15 protein-coding genes are annotated in these 16,545 nt (G+C 51.0%); 10 read left to right on the plus strand and 5 right to left on the minus strand.

Annotation, left to right across the window (positions count from 1 at the left end):
- Window positions 1-375: 375 nt before the first annotated feature.
- Window positions 376-1,194 carry a serine O-acetyltransferase gene (gene cysE / locus NSCA4_RS0108540; protein ID WP_016687740.1) on the minus strand — a complete coding sequence of 273 codons (819 nt, stop codon included), beginning with the start codon at window positions 1,192-1,194 and terminating at the stop codon, window positions 376-378.
- Between the two features lie 171 nt (window positions 1,195-1,365).
- Between cysE and grpE the strand changes: the two genes are divergently transcribed.
- Together grpE and dnaK are read left to right on the plus strand one after the other, a co-directional pair.
- Complete coding sequence (gene grpE / locus NSCA4_RS0108545) at window positions 1,366-1,929, plus strand: nucleotide exchange factor GrpE (RefSeq protein WP_016687741.1); 564 nt, start codon at window positions 1,366-1,368, stop codon at window positions 1,927-1,929.
- Window positions 1,930-2,231: 302 nt separating this feature from the next.
- Window positions 2,232-4,163: a molecular chaperone DnaK gene (gene dnaK, locus NSCA4_RS0108550; protein ID WP_016687742.1), complete on the plus strand. Its 1,932-nt coding sequence runs from the start codon at window positions 2,232-2,234 to the stop codon at window positions 4,161-4,163.
- 171 nt (window positions 4,164-4,334) lie between these two features.
- Here dnaK and NSCA4_RS0108555 read toward each other — a convergent pair whose 3' ends face one another.
- From NSCA4_RS0108555 to NSCA4_RS0108565, 3 genes are all read right to left on the minus strand, one after another.
- Window positions 4,335-4,610: a hypothetical protein gene (locus NSCA4_RS0108555; protein ID WP_016687743.1), complete on the minus strand. Its 276-nt coding sequence runs from the start codon at window positions 4,608-4,610 to the stop codon at window positions 4,335-4,337.
- 41 nt (window positions 4,611-4,651) lie between these two features.
- The gene (locus NSCA4_RS0108560) at window positions 4,652-4,930 is read right to left on the minus strand and encodes a hypothetical protein (RefSeq protein WP_016687744.1); all 279 of its coding nucleotides are present in this window, start codon (window positions 4,928-4,930) and stop codon (window positions 4,652-4,654) included.
- Between the two features lie 80 nt (window positions 4,931-5,010).
- Window positions 5,011-5,319, minus strand: a complete 309-nt coding sequence (locus NSCA4_RS0108565) for a Blp family class II bacteriocin (RefSeq protein WP_016687745.1) — start codon at window positions 5,317-5,319, stop codon at window positions 5,011-5,013.
- A gap of 290 nt (window positions 5,320-5,609) precedes the next feature.
- On the opposite strand from NSCA4_RS0108565, the gene NSCA4_RS0108570 reads away from it, so the two are divergent.
- The 5 genes from NSCA4_RS0108570 (at window position 5,610) to ilvC (ending at window position 11,560) form a co-directional block, all read left to right on the plus strand.
- Entirely contained in the window at window positions 5,610-7,142 is a 1,533-nt protein-coding gene (locus NSCA4_RS0108570) for a helicase HerA-like domain-containing protein (protein ID WP_016687746.1), read from the plus strand.
- A 743-nt stretch (window positions 7,143-7,885) separates the two neighbouring features.
- Window positions 7,886-9,613: a biosynthetic-type acetolactate synthase large subunit gene (ilvB, locus tag NSCA4_RS0108575; protein ID WP_016687747.1), complete on the plus strand. Its 1,728-nt coding sequence runs from the start codon at window positions 7,886-7,888 to the stop codon at window positions 9,611-9,613.
- Window positions 9,614-9,624: 11 nt separating this feature from the next.
- Window positions 9,625-10,116: an acetolactate synthase small subunit gene (gene ilvN / locus NSCA4_RS0108580; protein WP_029609678.1), complete on the plus strand. Its 492-nt coding sequence runs from the start codon at window positions 9,625-9,627 to the stop codon at window positions 10,114-10,116.
- A 63-nt stretch (window positions 10,117-10,179) separates the two neighbouring features.
- Complete coding sequence (locus tag NSCA4_RS0108585; RefSeq protein WP_003745150.1) at window positions 10,180-10,473, plus strand: putative quinol monooxygenase; 294 nt, start codon at window positions 10,180-10,182, stop codon at window positions 10,471-10,473.
- 73 nt (window positions 10,474-10,546) lie between these two features.
- Entirely contained in the window at window positions 10,547-11,560 is a 1,014-nt protein-coding gene (gene ilvC / locus NSCA4_RS0108590) for a ketol-acid reductoisomerase (RefSeq protein ID WP_016687748.1), read from the plus strand.
- Window positions 11,561-11,691: 131 nt separating this feature from the next.
- On the opposite strand, the gene NSCA4_RS0108595 is transcribed toward ilvC, so the two are convergent.
- The gene (locus NSCA4_RS0108595) at window positions 11,692-12,027 is read right to left on the minus strand and encodes a hypothetical protein (RefSeq protein WP_003744687.1); all 336 of its coding nucleotides are present in this window, start codon (window positions 12,025-12,027) and stop codon (window positions 11,692-11,694) included.
- Window positions 12,028-12,326: 299 nt separating this feature from the next.
- Between NSCA4_RS0108595 and NSCA4_RS0108600 the strand changes: the two genes are divergently transcribed.
- The 3 genes from NSCA4_RS0108600 to NSCA4_RS0108610 all read left to right on the plus strand — a co-directional run bounded on the left by NSCA4_RS0108600 (window position 12,327) and on the right by NSCA4_RS0108610 (window position 16,357).
- Window positions 12,327-13,178: a mechanosensitive ion channel family protein gene (locus NSCA4_RS0108600; RefSeq protein WP_016687749.1), complete on the plus strand. Its 852-nt coding sequence runs from the start codon at window positions 12,327-12,329 to the stop codon at window positions 13,176-13,178.
- Window positions 13,179-13,209: 31 nt separating this feature from the next.
- Complete coding sequence (locus tag NSCA4_RS0108605) at window positions 13,210-14,076, plus strand: hypothetical protein (protein ID WP_016687750.1); 867 nt, start codon at window positions 13,210-13,212, stop codon at window positions 14,074-14,076.
- Between the two features lie 244 nt (window positions 14,077-14,320).
- The gene (locus NSCA4_RS0108610) at window positions 14,321-16,357 is read left to right on the plus strand and encodes a M3 family metallopeptidase (protein WP_016687751.1); all 2,037 of its coding nucleotides are present in this window, start codon (window positions 14,321-14,323) and stop codon (window positions 16,355-16,357) included.
- The last annotated feature ends 188 nt before the right edge of the window (window positions 16,358-16,545 follow it).

The raw sequence follows: 16,545 nt of genomic DNA on the forward strand, positions 1-16,545 counted from the left end.
GCATCCAATACCGACTTTGGCTGCCCAGCTGATTTTTAGAGACAACATATTTATTGGTGCATCATTCCCGCTCAGGCGGGAATTCATCGGAAATCTTCAATTCAAAATTAGATTCAATCCTATGGGAAATGGCGGTTAATAGCGGGTGTCGTATCAAAAAATAAGCAAAATAAGCGTGTCGGACGTATAGAAAAAGGTCGTCTGAAAACCTTATCCATCAGGTTTTCAGACGACCTTTTTCTATAGTGGATTAAATTTAAATCAGGACAAGGCGACGAAGCCGCAGACAGTACAGCTAGTACGGCAAGGCGAGGCAACGCCGTACTGGTTTAAAGTTAATCCACTATATCTGCGGTCTTAATCGGGCGATTCAGTTCAAATCACAAAATCCATTGCCACGCCCTGTAAGCTTTGGTCCATATCCGCGGCCGGGGTTTTGACCGAACGTCCTACCGGTTTGGCAGGTACGCCGACGACGGTAATCGAAGACGGTACGTCCGCAACGACCACGCTGCCTGCGCCGATTTTGGAATTGTCGCCGATGCGGATGTTGCCCAATATTGAAGCGTTCGCGCCGATCATCACGCCGTCGCCGATTTTCGGATGGCGGTCGCCGCCTTCCTTGCCCGAGCCGCCGAGCGTTACGCCGTGCAGGATGGAAATATTGTTGCCCAACACGGCGGTTTCGCCTGCCACGAAACCGGTGGCGTGGTCGAGCATCAGACCATGACCGAAACGGGCGGCGGGGTGAATATCGACGCCGAACACTTCCGACATTCGGTTTTGCAGGAAATACGCCAGCGTTTTGCGGCCATTTTGATAAAGCCAATGGTTGATGCGGTGTGCCTGAATGGCGTGAAAACCTTTGAAATACAAAAGCGGCAGCGAATATTCGTCGCACGCGGGGTCGCGTTCGTAAATGGCTTTCAAGTCTGCCTCGACGCAGTTGCCGATGCGCGCGTCGCTGCCCAATGCCTGCTGGTAAATTTCAAACAAGGCGCGCACGTCCATAATCGGGCTGCCGAGTTTGCTGGAAAGATGATAAGCGAGGACGGAATCGAGCGAATCGTGGCGCAACACGGTTTGGTGCAGGAAGCTCGCCAGCATCGGTTCGGCTGCGGCTGCGGCTGCGGTTTCTTCGCGGATGGTGTGCCAGAGGTTGAAATCGGTTGTGTTCAGGTGGTCTTTTTTCATATCGGAGGTCGTCTGAAAACAGGATGGTATCGGCGTATCTTACCTTTTATCAACGATTTGCGATAGCACATCTCGGAATATGCTTATGATGGTTTCCGTTTGCTTGAAGTTTTTTCAGACGACCTTATATAAAGTAACATTCGATTCAAACCATTCCAAAGGATGCACGAAATGAGCGAACATCACGAACAATATCAACACGAAACCGAAGAGGCGGCAAACGCAGAAACCACCCAAAACCCCAATACCGAACAACCCGAAGCTGCCGAACCGCCGACTTACGAAGAATTGCAGGCGCGTATCGCCGAGTTGGAAGGGCAGTTGAAAGACAGCGAACTGCGCGGTCTGGCGAACGAGCAAAACCTGCGCCGCCGCCATCAGCAGGAAATTGCCGATACGCACAAATTCGCCGGACAAAAATTCGCCGCCGAAATGCTGCCGGTCAAAGACTATCTCGAAATGGCGCTGCTCGACCAAAGCGGTAATTTCGACGCGCTGAAAATGGGCGTGCAGATGACGTTGAACGAATTGCAAAAAGCGTTCGACACCACGCATATCAAAGAAATCAACCCGCAACCCGGCGACAAACTCGACCCGCACCAACATCAGGCGATGCAGACGGTCGTCAGCGAGCAAGAGCCGAACACCATCGTCAGCGTCATGAAAAAAGGCTACACCCTGTCCGACCGCGTACTGCGCCCCGCGATGGTTATCGTAGCGAAAAAAGAAGCCTGAAGGCACCGCTTGATGAAGTTTATCAAGCATAAAATTTTCAGACGACCCTTTCCTGTCCCTCAGCCTTCAATCCCGCTTTTGGAAAATCATTCCGATGATGCCCAATCGGAAAACAAAGACTAGGTCGTCTGAAAAACAAAATACCGCCTTGTGGATAAATAGTTTAGCTTGTTGAATTTTATATAAAAAAATTTTAACAAAACCCTTGAAAAAATATCGGACAACCCTATTTACAGGTCAACGGAACAAAATGTTCCACACAATTATTAATTTAGAAAAATCTTTTTAGGAGCAACATCAATATGGCAAAAGTAATCGGTATCGACTTAGGTACAACCAACTCTTGTGTATCCATCTCTGAAAACGGTCAAACCAAAGTTATTGAAAATGCAGAAGGCGCACGCACTACGCCGTCTGTCGTCGCTTATCTGGACGGCGGCGAAGTCCTCGTCGGCGCACCAGCAAAACGCCAAGCCGTAACCAACGCTAAAAACACCATCTACGCTGTAAAACGTTTGATCGGTCATAAATTTGAAGACAAAGAAGTCCAACGCGACATCGAATCCATGCCTTTCGAAATCATCAAAGCCAACAACGGCGACGCATGGGTGAAAGCGCAAGGCAAAGAGCTGTCTCCGCCGCAAGTTTCTGCAGAAGTCCTGCGTAAAATGAAAGAAGCCGCCGAAGCTTACTTGGGCGAAAAAGTAACCGAAGCCGTGATTACCGTTCCCGCCTACTTCAACGACAGCCAACGTCAAGCTACCAAAGACGCAGGCCGCATCGCCGGTTTGGACGTAAAACGCATCATCAACGAGCCGACCGCAGCCGCTTTGGCATTCGGTATGGACAAAGGCGACAACAAAGACCGCAAAATAGCCGTATATGACTTGGGCGGCGGTACCTTCGATATTTCCATCATCGAAATTGCCAACCTCGACGGCGACAAACAATTCGAAGTATTGGCAACCAACGGCGATACCTTCTTGGGCGGTGAAGACTTCGACCAACGCCTCATCGACCACATCATCGCCGAGTTCAAAAAAGACCAAGGCATTGATTTGAAACAAGACGTGATGGCATTGCAACGCCTGAAAGAAGCTGCCGAAAAAGCCAAAATCGAATTGTCCAGCGGCCAGCAAACCGAAATCAACCTGCCGTACATCACCATGGACGCAACCGGCCCGAAACACTTGGCAATGAAAATTACCCGTGCCAAATTCGAGAGCTTGGTTGAAGACCTGATTGCCCGCTCTATCGAGCCTTGCCGCACCGCATTGAAAGATGCCGGCTTGAGCACCAGCGACATCGACGACGTGATTTTGGTCGGCGGTCAGTCCCGTATGCCTAAAGTACAAGAAGCCGTTAAAGACTTCTTCGGCAAAGAGCCGCGCAAAGACGTGAACCCTGACGAAGCCGTTGCCGTAGGCGCAGCGATTCAAGGCGAAGTATTGAGCGGCGGCCGCAGCGACGTATTGCTGCTGGACGTAACCCCTCTGTCCTTGGGTATCGAAACCATGGGCGGCGTGATGACCAAGCTGATTCAGAAGAACACCACCATCCCGACCAAAGCGTCGCAAGTGTTCTCTACCGCCGAAGACAACCAAAGCGCAGTAACCATCCATGTACTGCAAGGCGAACGCGAACGCGCCGCTGCCAACAAATCTTTGGGACAGTTCAACTTGGGCGACATCGCACCCGCACCGCGCGGCATGCCGCAAATCGAAGTAACCTTCGACATTGACGCCAACGGTATCCTGCACGTTTCCGCCAAAGACAAAGGCACAGGCAAAGCCGCCAACATCACCATCCAAGGTTCTTCAGGCTTGAGCGAAGAAGAAATCGAACGCATGGTGAAAGATGCCGAAGCCAATGCCGAGGAAGACAAAAAACTGACTGAATTGGTCGCTTCCCGCAACCAAGCCGAAGCCCTGATTCACTCCGTGAAAAAATCTTTGGCGGACTACGGCGACAAACTCGACGCAGCCGAGAAAGAAAAAATCGAAGCCGCGCTGAAAGAAGCCGAAGAAGCCGTGAAAGGCGACGACAAAGCCGCCATCGATGCCAAAGCCGAAGCACTGGGCACAGCCAGCCAAAAACTGGGCGAAATGGTTTACGCGCAGGCACAAGCCGAAGCCCAAGCAGGCGAAAGCGCACAAGCCGAGCCGTCTTCCGCCAAGAAAGACGACGACGTCGTAGATGCCGACTTTGAAGAAGTGAAAGACGACAAGAAATAATTTAGGTCGTCTGAAAAAGCGCGAATCGCAAGGTTCGCGCTTTTTGTTTGAATTATTGATAGTAAAAAGTCGTCTGAAAACTTTTCAGACGACTTTGGCTTTAGAAATTTTGACAGACAAGAAAAAGATATAACCCATTGGAAAAACAGGGTAGGGCTAATCTGTTTGTACTTATTCTGGAAGCGATTTTTTCTTTTTAGATTTTATGTATTTCAAGAACATCAGCTCAACCAGGGTACACATAATTAACACTTCGGCCCAGTCGGGAAGAAAACGGTCTCCTCCAAAGAAATACTTCGGATTGATGATAAGGCTCAAAATCAAGTTCGCAAGGAAAACAGTAAAGCTGGCTGCAAAGCACATAATCAGCAATACCTTCCAGTATTGTTTGCTGAATTTCACCATCAGTTGCAAGTTACTCTTATAATTTTCCCAAAAATTTTTCATGTCTATATCCTTTGATAATGTTTATGGTTGATTCGTATTGTTTAATTCTTGGAAGCATCTTTTTGTTTGTACTGAATATATTTTAGAAATGTCCATATCATCAGGCTTACTGCGACGAGGCTTTCGATAATTTCTGAAAGGAAATACTCCTCTCCTAAAAAATATTTCGGATTGATCACATAGAGACTCAGGATGGTGTTCACCTCGATGACAATAAAGTTTACAGCGAAGCTGATGACCAGTAGAACCTTCCAATATTTTTTGGCAAAACTGGTGAGCAACTGCAAGTTTTTCTTATAATTTTCGCAAAAATTTGTCATGCCTTTATCCTTCAGGATTATCGGTAAAGAATCCGTACCCCGTAAATATTTTCGGGATACGGAGTTTGATCGGCAATAATTTAATAGCCAAACGATCTTCTGGCGACAAGCGAACCTAATTTACCTCCTAAATATCCGCCTACGCGCGCCCCAACGGTACCTCCAACAGCCATACCGCCTGGTCCCGCAATCGCACCTAACGCCATTCCGGTAAAGCCGCCGGCAAAAGCACCTGCGCCACGACCAACCCAGCGGCCGGTTCCTGAAGCCGCACTTCTACCGAAATTAAAACTGCCGGAAACTTGTTGTAAATCTTCCATGTTAAGTGTTTGCATATTAGCACTCCAAAATGAAAAATAGGGTGAAAAGAGAATAGCAAGCGTTTTCATCCGTTTGCTGTTGTATTGACAGCGGCAGATATGCGTTAGTTTGTTTTTTTTTGAAATTATTATTTAAGTTATATTAAAAAATGAAAACATAACAAATAGTCAAGAAATGATTAAATTTAAATTGGTTATATCATCAAGACAGCAAGACAAAATTAAAAACAAGCTTTCAAGTTGCGATAGAAGGTCGTCTGAAAACTTTTCAGACGACCTTCTGCCTATCTGTTGCCCTGTGTGTGGAAACATAAGAAAATAGCCTTATTTTTCAAACCATCCAATCAAAGGAAACCTTCATGACGACATTCCCCATCGCGCGCGCGGGCGATAAGACACTTGAAATCCAAGGCAAAATGGCGAACCGCCACGGCTTGATCGCCGGTGCGACCGGTACGGGTAAAACCGTAACCCTGCGCCGTATGGCGGAAGCCTTCAGCAGCGAGGGCGTTCCCGTATTTTTGGTTGACGTCAAAGGCGATTTGTCGGGCATCGTGCAAGCGGGTGCCGCCAGCGGCAAGGTGGGCGAACGCATTGCCGAGTTTGGTTTGGGCGAGCAATGGCTGCAAAGTTTCCCCGTGCGCTTTTGGGATGTTTACGGCGAAACCGGCATTCCGGTGCGCGTAACCGTTTCGGAAATGGGCCCGCTGCTGCTGGCGCGTTTGATGAATCTGAACGACACGCAGGAAGGCTTGCTGAACCTTGTGTTCAAAGTCGCCGACGACAAAGGCTGGCACATTCTGGATTTGAAAGACCTGCGCAGTATGCTGAAACACGTTTCCGACCACGCTTCGGAATACCGCACGCAATACGGCAACGTTTCCGCCGCCAGTATCGGCGCGATTCAGCGTCAGCTTTTGACGCTGGAGAACGAAGGTGCGGAAAAATTCTTCGGCGAGCCGTCGCTCAACCTGCAAGATTGGATGCAGGCCGACAACGGCAAAGGCGTCATCAATGTCCTCAATTCGGAAAAACTGATGCGCTCGCCGCGTATGTACAGTGCGTTTTTGCTGTGGATGTTGGCGGAATTGTTTGAAACCCTGCCCGAAGTCGGCGATTTGGACAAACCGAAATTCGTGATGTTCTTCGACGAAGCGCATTTGATGTTCGACAACGCCGCCAATGCGCTGGTGGAGCAGGTTGAACAAGTCGTGCGCCTGATCCGTTCCAAAGGCGTGGGCGTGTATTTCGTGACCCAAAACCCGCTCGATTTGCCCGATACCATCCTCGGACAACTCGGCAACCGCGTGCAACACGCCCTGCGCGCTTTCACGCCGCGCGACCAAAAAGCGGTTAAGGCCGCTGCCGAAACCTTCCGCAGCAACCCGAATATCAAAGTTGCCGAAGCGATTGCCGAACTGGGCGTCGGCGAAGCACTCGTTTCCTTCCTCGACGAAAAAGGCATGCCCGAGCCGGTAGAGCGCGCGCTCGTCCTGCCGCCGCAATCCGCCTTGACCCCGCTTGCCGCCGAAGAGCGCAACCGCTTGTTCCAAAACGATGATTTGTATCCGACCTATAAAGACATGGTGGACAACTATTCCGCTTTTGAAGCCTTAGCCGAAGCCGACAGTCAGGTTGCGGCGGAGAAAGAGGCGGCAGCAGCGGCAAAAGAGCAGGAAAAAGCGCAAAAAGCCGCTGAAAAAGAAGCTGCCAATGCCGACCCCGGCATACTCGGCGGACTGCTCGGCGGTTTGAGCGGGGGTCGTAAAAAGTCAGGGCAGGGCTTGGGCTACAACGTCGCCGATGCCATCGGCAGCCAAATCAACCGCCAAGTGACCAACGCCATCTCCCGCAGCGTGATGGGCATCATTAAAAATATGTTTAAAAAATAAGGCGTAAAAAGAAGGCAAAGGTCGTCTGAAAGCCTGACAATCGGTTTTCAGACGACCTTTTATATTAAATTCAAAAAATATAACGTCATTCCCGCGCAGGCGGGAATCCAAGCCTGCCCACACAGAGTCTTATCGGGTAAAACGGTTTCTTCAACTTTAAGTTCCAGATTTCCGCCAGCGTGGAAATGACTGAATTTGATGACATGCTGGATTTAAAGTTCAGTATGTTCGCTATACATTCCAGATTTTCGCCTGTTCTATTTTTACATTAACCTTGCCATTGGCTCTGTGCGGGTCTGATTCCCGAATCCGACAGTTTAAGGCGTTTGGAATCCTCGTAAAAAAGGTCGTCTGAATGTTCAGACGACCTTTTCTTATGAATCAAACTGAGAAGGCACCTTTCAATTCTCATTCAAAATGTCAACAATTTTATGGACAAAGATACAAGATTCAAGAAACCTAAATCATATTTATCCTATAAAAATCAAAAAGCAATCTTCTCAATATTCAAACAACGTTAAAAGATGAAAGATTTTGTCTTGATTGAACAGACGGTTTGCGTTATCGTTTGCATTCTTTCATTCATAAACTCTGTGTTTCATCCCAATTGATTGGACAGTCTGACTGTCGCCGTGTTTCTTCAATGCGCGTACCCTAAACCGCTGCTTGGAGGGCTTGCATTACAGGTGCTGTGGCGAGGCGGATTGACCCTATTGGTTTGAAGCCGTATAAAAGAGGTCATTATGCAATTATCAGGCGCACAAATCATAGTGCAAAGTCTCAAAGCCGAAGGTGTAGAGTATGTTTTCGGCTATCCGGGCGGCGCAGTCATCGAAATCTACGACGCTATTTTCCAACTCAATAAATTCAAACACATCCTGGCACGCCACGAGCAGGCGGCGGTACACGCGGCAGATGCGTATTCGCGCGTCAGCGGCAAAGTCGGCGTCGCGCTGGTGACTTCCGGACCGGGCGTGACCAATGCGCTGACCGGCATCGCCACCGCATACAGCGACTCTATTCCGATGGTAGTCATCAGCGGACAGGTCGGCAATGCGCTCATCGGTACGGATGCGTTTCAAGAGGTCGATACGGTCGGCATTACCCGTCCGTGCGTCAAACACAATTTCTTGGTAACCAATGTCAACGAGCTTGCCGAGACCATCAAGAAAGCATTCCAAATCGCCGCCAGCGGCCGTCCCGGTCCTGTTTTAGTCGATATTCCTAAAGATGTAACGCAGGCGATGGCAAAATTCAGCTATCCGCAGGAAGACATCTTTATCCGTTCTTATCAACCCGTCGTACAAGGCCATATCGGGCAGATTAAAAAAGCCGTCCAAATGTTGGCTTCCGCCAAACGTCCGATCGTCTATTTCGGCGGCGGTGCCATCTTGGGCAATGCTTCGGAAGAGTTGACGAAGTTCGTCCGCATGGTCGGCGCACCGTGTACCGGCACGCTGATGGGTCTGGGCGCATATCCTTCAAGCGACCGACAATTCTTGGGTATGCTGGGTATGCACGGCACTTACGAAGCTAACCTCGCCATGCAAAACGCGGATGTCGTGTTGGCAGTGGGCGCGCGTTTTGATGACCGTGTCGTGTCCGTTCCGTCCAAATTCTTTGAAAAAGCCAAAAAAGTCATTCATATTGATGTTGACCCGTCCAGCATTGCCAAACGCGTCAAAGTCGATATTCCGATTGTCGGCGACGTGAAAAACGTGTTGACTGAAATGATCGGCTTGTGGGGCAAACAAGATACGACTCCCGCGTCCGATTCTTTAGACAAATGGTGGAAAAGCATCGAAGAATGGCGTTCGCGCGACTGTCTGTGGTTTAACAACGACAGCGAAATCATCAAACCGCAATACGTCGTGCAAAAACTTGCCGAAATCACCAACAACTCCGCCATCATCACTTCGGACGTAGGGCAACACCAAATGTTCGCGGCGCAATATTACCCGTTCGAACGCCCGCGCCAATGGTTGAACTCCGGCGGCTTGGGTACGATGGGTGTAGGTTTGCCGTATGCGATGGGCGCAAAACTCGCCGCCCCCGATCAAGACGTGTTCTGCATTACCGGCGAAGGTTCGATTCAGATGAACATTCAAGAATTGTCCACCTGCTTCCAATACCGCATTCCGGTAAACGTCGTTACCCTCAACAACGGCTATCTCGGCATGGTTCGCCAATGGCAGGAACTGTATTACGGCAACCGCGAATCGGAAACCTATTTCGATTCCCTGCCCGATTTCGTCAAATTGGCGGAAGCATACGGACACATCGGCATCCGCGTGGACAAAAAATCCGACGTTGAAGGCGCACTTTTGGAAGCGGTCAAACAAAAAGACCGTTTGGTATTTATGGACTTCTTGACCGACAAAAAACAAAACGTGCTGCCTATGGTCGGCAACGGCAAAGGTTTGGACGAAATGGTCCTGCCGCCGCATATGCGCGAAAACCCGAAAGCGTAAGGAGAACGACAATGCGACATATCTTATCTGTTCTGATGGAAAACGAATCAGGCGCGATGAGCCGCGTGGTCGGTCTCTTCTCCGCTCGCGACTACAACATCGACTCCTTGGCAGTAGCCCCGACCGAAGACAAAACCCTTTCGCGCATGACCATCGTTACCCACGGCGACGAGCAAGTCATCGAACAAATCACCAAGCAACTCAATAAATTGATTGAGGTGATCAAAGTGGTCGATTTGAACGAAAGCCGTTTTGTCGAACGTGAATTGATGTTGGTAAAAGTCCGCGCCGTCGGCAAAGACCGCGACGAATTTTTACGTCTGACCGAAATATACCGTGGCAGCATCATCGACGTAACCGACCGCAGCTACACCATTGAAATAACAGGCTCGACCGACAAACTCGACTCCTTCCTCGAAACTGTCGGACGCGCCCAGATTTTGGAAACCGTACGCACAGGCGCAGCCGGTATCGGCCGCGGCGAGCGTATTTTGAAAATTTAACACCGTCAGTTTTCAGACGACCTATCTAGGGTCGTCTGAAAACAAAAACGGCAGGAGAGATTGATGTCAAACATTAAAATCGTCGCACTGGTTACGGTCAAACCTGAACATACGGAAACGCTGAAACCCTTGTTCCAAAGCCTGGTCAAAGCCAGCCGCGCGGAAGAAGGCAACATCAGCTACGATCTGCATCAGGAAATCGGCAAACCCGAACGTTTCGTCTTCGTCGAAAACTGGAAATCTCAGGCGGCCATCGATGCGCACAACGCCAGCGAACATTTCCAAGGCTTCGTCAAAGCCATCGACGGCAAAACTGACGCGCTCGAAATCGTTTTGATGGAAGAACTCTCCGTTTAACCCCTTACCCCCAATCCAACTGTCCGGCATCCTCAACGCAAAGCCGGAACCCATTTTATCCAAAGGAAATCAAATGCAAGTTTATTACGATAAAGACGCCGACCTGTCCCTGATCAAAGGCAAAACCGTTGCCATCATCGGCTACGGCTCACAAGGCCACGCCCACGCAGCCAACCTGAAAGATTCAGGCGTAAACGTAGTAGTCGGTCTGCGCCAAGGCGGTTCTTGGAAAAAAGCAGAAGCAGCCGGTTTTGAAGTATTGTCCGTAGCTGATGCCACCAAAAAAGCAGACGTCGTGATGATTCTGTTGCCTGACGAAAACCAACCCGTCGTGTACAAAAACGAAGTCGAGCCTAACCTGAAACAAGGCGCCGCACTCGCTTTTGCACACGGCTTCAATGTCCACTACAACCAAATCGTACCGCGCGACGACTTGGACGTGATTATGGTTGCCCCAAAAGGTCCTGGTCATACCGTACGCAGCGAATTCCTGAAAGGCGGCGGCGTACCTTCACTGATCGCCGTTTACCAAGATAAAAGCGGCAAGGCCCGTGACATCGCCCTGTCTTACGCAGCAGCCAACGGCGGCACCAAAGGCGGCGTTATTGAAACCAACTTCCGCGAAGAAACCGAAACCGACCTCTTCGGCGAACAAGCCGTATTGTGCGGCGGCGCGGTCGAGCTGGTGAAATGCGGCTTTGAAACCCTGGTTGAAGCCGGTTACGCACCTGAAATGGCTTACTTCGAATGCCTGCACGAGCTGAAATTGATCGTGGACTTGATGTACGAAGGCGGCATTGCCAACATGAACTACTCCATTTCCAACAACGCGGAATACGGCGAATACGTTACCGGCCCCGAAGTCATCACGCCTGCTACCAAAGAAGCGATGAAAAAAGCCCTGTACCGTATTCAAAGCGGTGAATATGCTAAAATGTTCATCCAAGAAGGCGCAACCAACTACGCCAGCATGACCGCACGCCGTCGTCTGAATGCCGACCACCAAATCGAAAAAGTCGGCGCACAACTGCGTTCTATGATGCCTTGGATTGCCAAAAACAAACTGGTCGACTTGGATAAAAACTAATTCGATTCAGCTATCAAAAAACCTGCCCGATGATTCGGGCAGGTTTTTTTGTTATACACAGCGTAAAAAGGTCGTCTGAAAACCCAAATGTATTTCAGACGACCTTTTTATACCTAAGCTCTAAAAACTGCTTACTTCACAATCTCAACCGGACCATGATCGTCGCAGTGGTCGCCGTGTTGATGATGCAGGCGGCCGTTGACGATGTAGTCGGTGTGATCGCCGTGCGGTACGGCTTCGTGGCCGCAGCCTTCGCCGTGAACGTGGCCTTGGCAGGTGTCGACGGGATGGCAGCCGTCGGGGTTGGTTTCATTGACGCTTAAGCTGTGTTCGTCGTAATGACCGTTATGTTCGTGATGCAGATGACCGTCGTGCAGATAGTCGGTGTGGTCGTCGTGTTTGATGGCGGTATGGCCGCAACCGGCGCCGTGGGTATGATCGTGATGATCGTGGATTTTACAAGTCATTTTGATTCCTCGTTATTGGTGGTTAATTCAAACCCTTTAGGTTACGCCCCTATAGTATCCTTTTTTGGCAGTTCAGTAAACAATTTATTCTTTATTAACATAGTGTTACGGTATATCATTATAGCTTTTAAAGGTCGTCTGAAAGCGCAATTTTGATGATATGACTCTTGCGAATGTTTCAGACGACCTTCCCATTCGTTATCATTTATAATGTCATTTCTTAGGCGGCTCGGCAGCTTGTGCCGATGGTTTGCGGGTCGTCTGAAAACAATATCAAGATAAATATAGGATTTTTCGCTATGTGGGACACAGTACGGCAATGGCTGCATACTCTGCCGGTGCGCGAGGAAGTGGTGGAATCGGTGCTGATGGTGGTGGCGCTGCTGGTTTTGCGGGGTATTTTGCTGAATCTTTATCTGCGCCGCCATCCGCATTACAGCATCGAGGAAAAACGCCGCTCTTTGGTACTCAGCCGCAATCTGACGCTGATTTTGACCATTTTTGGGCTGGCAGTGATTTGGGCGACACAAATTCAGACGCTGGCGCTGTCGATGTTTGCGGTGGCAGCGGCGATTGTGGTGGCAACGAAAGAGCTGATTATGTGTTTGTCGGGCAGCATCCTGCGCTCGGTAACGAAACAATATTCGGTCGGCGATTATATCGAAGTTGACGGCCTGCGCGGGCGCGTGGTCGATATTAATCTTTTGAATACGTTGATGATGCAGATCGGCCCGAACCCGCTGGTCGGACAGCTTTCTGGCAAAACGCTGTCGTTTCCCAACAGCCTGCTTTTGAACCATTCCGTCCGCCGCGACAATATCTTGGGCGATTATGTGATTCATACGGTAGAAATTCCCGTACCGATTCATTTGGATTCAGATGAGATTGTGGGTCGTCTGAAAACCGTACTCGAGCCTTTGTGCCGACCTTATGTGCCTGCCATTCAGCGGCATTTGGATAATGTTCAGGCGGAGAAATTATTTATCACACCCGCCGCCCAGCCGCGCGTAACCCGTGTGCCGCATGACGACAAGGTGTACCTTATCATCGTGCGCTATGCCTCGCCCGTGGCGAAGCGTTTAGAAATCCAGCAGGCGGTCATAGACGAATTTTTGCGCGTACAATACCGCCTGCTAAACCCTCAAGCTTAACCCAATAATCTATTAATAATCAGGAAATACTATGTTGCCCGAATCTGCTCTTACGCAAATGTACCCCGTCATCATGACCCCCAGCCACGACGGGAAATATTTCCACAATTACGTCCTTTCGCTGCTCAACATCGTCAACACCAGCGCGCAAAACGGCTGGCCGCTGCAAGTGATGATGCAGCGCGGCGAAAGCCTGATTACCCGCGCGCGCAATAATTGCGTGGCGACCTTTTTAGAAAACAAAGAATGGACGCACCTCTTCTGGATAGACTCCGACATCGGTTTTTCCGCCGAAGCGTTCTACCGCCTGCTTTTGGCGGATAAAGACGTCGCCGCCGGCATTTATCCGCTGAAACGCGAAAACTGGCCTGACGAAGGCGTTCCCGCCGGTACGACCCAAGCGGATTTCGAGCGGATGTACACCGCCTACACCGTCAACACAGGCGATAAAAACGAAAACGGCGAAATCGTGCTGCGCGTCGATGAAGAAGGCTTTATGAAAGTCGATGATGCACCGACCGGATTCATGGTCATCAAACGCAGCGTGTTCGAAAAAATGATGGCAGCCTACCCCGAGCTGAACTACATCTCCGACAGCGACTACAAGCGCGAAGACAAAGGGCTGCACTACCGCTTCTTCGACTGCATGGTCGATCCCGAAAGCAAACGCTACCTTTCAGAAGACTACACGTTCTGCCGCCTGTGGCAGCAAATCGGCGGCGAAGTTTATGTCGACGTCCAATCCAACCTGACCCACCAAGGCGCGAAAATCTACCGCGGCGCGTTTGCCGACTCGCTGCAAACCAATATCGCACAAGCCGTGTTCGCCCCCGCCGGCACACCGATGAGCCTCGACCTCGCCGCCCCGCTCAAATCTAACCCGCGCGGCGCAGAATAGCGTAAAAACAGGGAAAGACGCTTTAAGCCTGACAAGATGGCACTATATCTCCCCTATCGTTTGCCCCATCGTTTTCAGACGACCCAGAATGCAAACAGGTCGTCTGAAAACACAATCGGACACCCCGAACGGCAAACCTAAAACCAAGACACACATCCTCCCCATTTTCCCATTGACTCAGGCGGCAGCCATTTTTCAGACGACCTCCGTCCGACCCCGCCACCCACACAAAGGAATCCCATCTATGACCGACAACGTACTGCTCCATTTGGGCGAAGAACCCCGTTTCGACGCCATCCAAACCGCCGACATCAAACCCGCCCTGCAAACCGCCATCGCCGAAGCGCGCGCGCAGATTGCCGAAGTCAAAGCCCAAACGCACACCGACTGGGCAAACACCGTCGAGCGTCTGACCGGCATTACCGAGCGTGTCGGCAGGATTTGGGGCGTCGTGTCGCACCTCAACTCCGTTGTCGATACGCCCGAACTGCGCGCCGTCTATAACGAACTGATGCCCGAAATCACCATCTTCTTCACCGAAATCGGACAAGACATCGAGCTGTACAACCGCTTCAAAACCATCAAAAACTCCCCCGAATTCGCCATCCTCTCTCCCGCACAAAAAACCAAGCTCAACCACGACCTGCGTGATTTCGTCCTCAGCGGCGCAGAATTACCGCCCGAACAGCAGGCAGAACTGGCGCAACTGCAAACCGAAGGCGCGCAACTCTCCGCCAAATTCTCGCAAAACGTCTTAGACGCGACCGATGCCTTCGCCCTCTACTTTGACAACGCCGAACCGCTTGCCGGCATTCCCGAAGACTCGCTCGCCATGTTTGCCGCCGCCGCACAAAGCGAAGGCAAAACAGGCTACAAAATCGGCTTGCAGATTCCGCACTACCTCGCCGTCATCCAATACGCCGACAAACGCGAACTGCGCGAACAAATCTACCGCGCCTACGTTACCCGCGCCAGCGAACTTTCAGACGACGGCAAATTCGACAACACCGCCAACATCGACCGTACGCTCGAAAACGCCCTGCAAACCGCCAAACTGCTCGGCTTCAAAAACTACGCCGAGCTGTCGTTGGCAACCAAAATGGCGGACACGCCCGAACAAGTCCTCACCTTCCTGCACGACCTCGCCCGCCGCGCCAAACCCTACGCCGAAAAAGACCTCGCCGAAGTCAAAGCCTTCGCCCGCGAACGCCTGAACCTCGCCGACCCGCAGCCGTGGGATTTGAGCTACGCCAGCGAAAAACTGCGCGAAGCCAAATACGCATTCAGCGAAACCGAAGTCAAAAAATACTTCCCCGTCGGCAAAGTCCTGGCGGGCCTGTTCGCCCAAATCAAAAAACTCTACGGCATCGGATTTACCGAAAAAACCGTTCCCGTCTGGCACAAAGACGTGCGCTACTTCGAATTGGAACAAAACGGCAAAACCATAGGCGGCGTCTATATGGATCTCTACGCCCGCGAAGGCAAACGCGGCGGCGCGTGGATGAACGACTACAAAGGTCGCCGCCGCTTCGCCGACGGCACGCTGCAACTGCCCACCGCCTACCTCGTCTGCAACTTCACCCCGCCCGTCGGCGGCAAAGAAGCCCGCTTGAGCCATGACGAAATCCTCACCCTCTTCCACGAAACCGGCCACGGCCTGCACCACCTGCTCACCCAAGTCGACGAACTGGGCGTATCCGGCATCAACGGCGTCGAGTGGGACGCCGTCGAGCTGCCCAGCCAGTTTATGGAAAACTTCGTCTGGGAATACGACGTTTTGGCGCAAATGTCTGCCCACGAAGAAACCGGCGAGCCCCTGCCGAAAGAACTCTTCGACAAAATGCTCGCCGCCAAAAACTTCCAACGCGGCATGTTTCTCGTCCGCCAAATGGAATTCGCCCTCTTCGACATGACCATTTACAGCGAAGACAACGAAGGTCGTCTGAAAAACTGGCAACAGGTTTTAGACAGCGTGCGCAAAGAAGTCGCCGTCATCCAACCGCCCGAATACAACCGCTTCGCCAACAGCTTCGGCCATATCTTCGCCGGCGGCTACTCCGCAGGCTATTACAGCTACGCATGGGCAGAAGTCCTCAGCGCCGACGCCTACGCCGCCTTTGAAGAAAGCGACGACGTCGCCGCCACAGGCAAACGCTTCTGGCAGGAAATCCTCGCCGTCGGCGGCTCCCGCAGCGCAGCGGAATCCTTCAAAGCCTTCCGCGGACGCGAACCGAGCATAGATGCACTGCTACGCCACAGCGGTTTCGACAACGCGGCTTGATGGTAAGGTTGATGTAAAAATATAGTGGATTCAATGTAGAAATACCTGAATCGTCATTCCCTCGCAGGCGGGAATCCAGAACGTAAAGTTGAAGAAACCGTTTTACCCGATAAGTTCCTGTACCGACAGGTCTGGATTCCCGCCTGCGCGGGAATGACGGCGAAGATGTTTTTTATTGGAAATTTACT

The sequence above is a fragment of the Neisseria sicca 4320 genome (assembly GCF_000193735.1).
Taxonomy (GTDB): Bacteria; Pseudomonadota; Gammaproteobacteria; order Burkholderiales; family Neisseriaceae; genus Neisseria; species Neisseria sicca_E.

Excerpts from the sequence above, each read along its gene's own strand:
- ilvB (WP_016687747.1), top strand. The coding sequence starts at position 7,886 with ATGCAATTATCAGGCGCACAAATCATAGTGCAAAGTCTCAAAGCCGAA.
- NSCA4_RS0108570 (WP_016687746.1), top strand. The coding sequence starts at position 5,610 with ATGACGACATTCCCCATCGCGCGCGCGGGCGATAAGACACTTGAAATC.
- cysE (WP_016687740.1), bottom strand. The coding sequence starts at position 1,194 with ATGAAAAAAGACCACCTGAACACAACCGATTTCAACCTCTGGCACACC.
- NSCA4_RS0108600 (WP_016687749.1), top strand. The coding sequence starts at position 12,327 with ATGTGGGACACAGTACGGCAATGGCTGCATACTCTGCCGGTGCGCGAG.
- ilvN (WP_029609678.1), top strand. The coding sequence starts at position 9,625 with ATGCGACATATCTTATCTGTTCTGATGGAAAACGAATCAGGCGCGATG.
- grpE (WP_016687741.1), top strand. The coding sequence starts at position 1,366 with ATGAGCGAACATCACGAACAATATCAACACGAAACCGAAGAGGCGGCA.
- NSCA4_RS0108555 (WP_016687743.1), bottom strand. The coding sequence starts at position 4,610 with ATGAAAAATTTTTGGGAAAATTATAAGAGTAACTTGCAACTGATGGTG.
- NSCA4_RS0108565 (WP_016687745.1), bottom strand. The coding sequence starts at position 5,319 with ATGAAAACGCTTGCTATTCTCTTTTCACCCTATTTTTCATTTTGGAGT.
- ilvC (WP_016687748.1), top strand. The coding sequence starts at position 10,547 with ATGCAAGTTTATTACGATAAAGACGCCGACCTGTCCCTGATCAAAGGC.
- NSCA4_RS0108610 (WP_016687751.1), top strand. The coding sequence starts at position 14,321 with ATGACCGACAACGTACTGCTCCATTTGGGCGAAGAACCCCGTTTCGAC.
- dnaK (WP_016687742.1), top strand. The coding sequence starts at position 2,232 with ATGGCAAAAGTAATCGGTATCGACTTAGGTACAACCAACTCTTGTGTA.
- NSCA4_RS0108585 (WP_003745150.1), top strand. The coding sequence starts at position 10,180 with ATGTCAAACATTAAAATCGTCGCACTGGTTACGGTCAAACCTGAACAT.
- NSCA4_RS0108560 (WP_016687744.1), bottom strand. The coding sequence starts at position 4,930 with ATGACAAATTTTTGCGAAAATTATAAGAAAAACTTGCAGTTGCTCACC.
- NSCA4_RS0108595 (WP_003744687.1), bottom strand. The coding sequence starts at position 12,027 with ATGACTTGTAAAATCCACGATCATCACGATCATACCCACGGCGCCGGT.
- NSCA4_RS0108605 (WP_016687750.1), top strand. The coding sequence starts at position 13,210 with ATGTTGCCCGAATCTGCTCTTACGCAAATGTACCCCGTCATCATGACC.